Raw genomic sequence first — 3,185 nt, 5'->3', positions numbered from 1 at the left:
TTGGTTGCGGGGGCAGGATTTGAACCTGCGGCCTTCAGGTTATGAGCCTGACGAGCTACCGGGCTGCTCCACCCCGCGCCAGGGTGTTTTTGATCGTTCTGAGGGATTTTCGTTTCTTGTCAGGTCTGGCGGCGACCTACTCTCCCACGTCTTGAGACGCAGTACCATTGGCGCGACGGCACTTAACTGCCGAGTTCGGGATGGGATCGGGTGTTTTGCTCGTGCTATGGCCACCAGACCGGAGAAGAAACGACAACATCAGGCTTATGCTTGTTCCAGGTCGTGCTGCTTCTGATCTGGGGTAGAGCGGAGGCTGTTTGAGCCTTGCTGTTACCGGGTCAGATCAAGCCAATCGGGCAATTAGTACCAGTCAGCTGAACGCGTTGCCGCGCTTACACCTCTGGCCTATCGACGTGGTGGTCTTCCACGGCCCTCAAGGGAGACCTTGTTTTGAAGGGGGCTTCCCGCTTAGATGCCTTCAGCGGTTATCCTGTCCGAACATAGCTACCCAGCACTGCCGTTGGCACGACAACTGGTCCACCAGTGGTTCGTTCACCCCGGTCCTCTCGTACTAGGGGCAACTCTTCTCAAGTCTCCTACACCCACGGCAGATAGGGACCGAACTGTCTCACGACGTTCTAAACCCAGCTCACGTACCTCTTTAAATGGCGAACAGCCATACCCTTGGGACCTGCTCCAGCCCCAGGATGAGATGAGCCGACATCGAGGTGCCAAACGATGCCGTCGATATGGACTCTTGGGCATCATCAGCCTGTTATCCCCAGAGTACCTTTTATCCGTTGAGCGATGGCCCTTCCACTCGGGACCACCGGATCACTATGGCCGACTTTCGTCTCTGCTCGACTTGTCAGTCTTGCAGTCAGGCGGGCTTCTGCCATTGCACTCGACGACCGATTTCCGACCGGTCTGAGCCCACCATCGCGCGCCTCCGTTACTGTTTGGGAGGCGACCGCCCCAGTCAAACTACCCACCACGCAGGGTCCCGGACCCGGATAACGGGCCGCGGTTAGACATCAAGATGGCGAAGGGTGGTATCTCAAGGTTGGCTCCACGGGAACTGGCGTCCCCGCTTCGATGCCTACCACCTATCCTGCACATCACAATCCTGATGCCAGTGCGAAGCTATAGTAAAGGTTCATGGGGTCTTTCCGTCTAACCGCGGGAAGTGTGCATCTTGACACACAGTTCAATTTCGCTGAGTCCACATCAGAGACAGCGGGGAGATCGTTACGCCATTCGTGCAGGTCGGAACTTACCCGACAAGGAATTTCGCTACCTTAGGACCGTTATAGTTACGGCCGCCGTTTACTGGGGCTTCAATTCGGAGCTTGCACTCCTCCTTTTAACCTTCCAGCACCGGGCAGGCGTCAGACTGTATACGTCGCCTTGCGGCTTCGCACAGCCCTGTGTTTTAAGTAAACAGTCGCCACCCCCTGGTTTGTGCCCCCCGCCCATAGTTGCCTACAGACGGGGCCTCCTTCTCGCGAACTTACGGAGGCATTTTGCCGAGTTCCTTTGATGTGGTTCTCTCAAGCGCCTTGGTATTCTCTACCAGTCCACCTGTGTCGGTTTAGGGTACGGTCTGATGGAGGGCTATTTCCAGGGACCGCTCAGCAGCCCGACCAATCCGATAAGGTCGAACTACACCTGCGATCCGTCACATCCTCCTGGCCCAGGAATATTAACCTGGTTCCCATCGACTACGCCTTTCGGCCTCGCCTTAGGGGCCGGCTCACCCTGCTCAGATTAGCTTTAAGCAGGAACCCTTGGACTTTCGGCGACAGGGTCTCTCACCCTGTTTGTCGCTACTCATGTCAACATTCTCGCTTCCGATCTCTCCACCGGATGCCTCACGGCCCGGCTTCACAGAAAGCTTCGCGTCTCTGTCTCCCCGGAGGGATAAGAGACATGAAGCTATATCACGGAACGCTCCGCTACCACGCGTATTGCTACGCATCCTGAGCTTCGGCTCGTGGCTTGAGCCCCGTTACATCTTCGCCGCAGGACAGCTTATCTAGACCAGTGAGCTGTTACGCTATCTTTAAAGGATGGCTGCTTCTAAGCCAACCTCCTGGTTGTTTTGGCCGTCCCACATGCTTTCCCACTTAGCCACGAATTGGGGGCCTTAGCTGCAGGTCAGGGTTGTTTCCCTCTTCACGACGGACGTTAGCACCCGCCGTGTGTCTCCCGGATAGTACTCTCGGGTATTCGGAGTTTGCTTAGACTCAGTAAGGCTGTGGGCCCCCATCATCCATGCAGTGCTCTACCCCCCGAGGTATTCGTCCGAGGCGCTACCTAAATAGCTTTCGCGGAGAACCAGCTATCTCCAGGTTTGATTGGCCTTTCACCCCTAGCCACAAGTCATCCAGACCCTTTTCAACGGGTGTTGGTTCGGACCTCCATCAGGTGTTACCCTGACTTCATCCTGCTCATGGCTAGATCACCTGGTTTCGGGTCTGATCCCACGAACTCGACGCCCTTTTAAGACTCGCTTTCGCTGCGCCTCCACCTATCGGCTTAAGCTTGCTCGTGAGACCAAGTCGTTGACCCATTATACAAAAGGTACGCCGTCAGGTCTCATGGACCCTCCGACTGCTTGTAGGCGTCCGGTTTCAGGTACTGTTTCACTCCCCTCGTCGGGGTGCTTTTCACCTTTCCCTCACGGTACTGGTTCGCTATCGGTCAGCAAGGAGTACTTAGCCTTCGGGGGTGGTCCCCCGATCTTCAGACAGGATTTCACGTGTCCCGCCCTACTTGATATGTCTCCTGGAGCTTCCTGTACGGGGCTGTCACCCGCTGTGGCTGGCCTTTCCAGGCCATTCCAGTCACTCTTCGGAGATCGGCTGGTCCGCGTTCGCTCGCCACTACTAGCGGAGTCTCTGTTGATTTCCTTTCCTCCGGGTACTTAGATGTTTCAGTTCCCCGGGTTCGCTTCAAAACCCCTATGTATTCAGGGTAATGATACCTGTTTCACCCCACTATTCATATCCGAAGGATAACAATAGCAGAATGTCAGGTGGGTTTCCCCATTCGGACATCCATGGATCAAAGCCCATTCCCGGCTCCCCATGGCTTAACGCAGGGTATCACGTCCTTCATCGCCTCTTGCTGCCTAGGCATCCACCAAACGCCCTTTTCGCGCTTGATCTGATCCGGAAAGAGCA

General features: G+C 55.8%; 1 tRNA gene and 2 rRNA genes. All 3 read right to left on the bottom strand.

Features of this window, described 5'->3' with window-relative positions:
* Position 1 precedes the first annotated feature (1 nt).
* Positions 2–78 (bottom strand) — tRNA-Met (locus ACTVZP_RS22015).
* 45 nt (positions 79–123) lie between these two features.
* Positions 124–238, bottom strand: a 5S ribosomal RNA gene (gene rrf / locus ACTVZP_RS22010).
* A gap of 101 nt (positions 239–339) precedes the next feature.
* Positions 340–3,169: ribosomal RNA gene (locus tag ACTVZP_RS22005) — 23S ribosomal RNA — on the bottom strand.
* Positions 3,170–3,185: the final 16 nt, after the last annotated feature.

The organism is Rhodobacter sp. NSM (genome assembly GCF_052244495.1).
Classification (GTDB): domain Bacteria; phylum Pseudomonadota; class Alphaproteobacteria; order Rhodobacterales; family Rhodobacteraceae; genus Cereibacter_A.
Note: the sequence above shows the minus strand (reverse complement) of the source record. Positions and strands in the feature narration are given on the sequence as shown.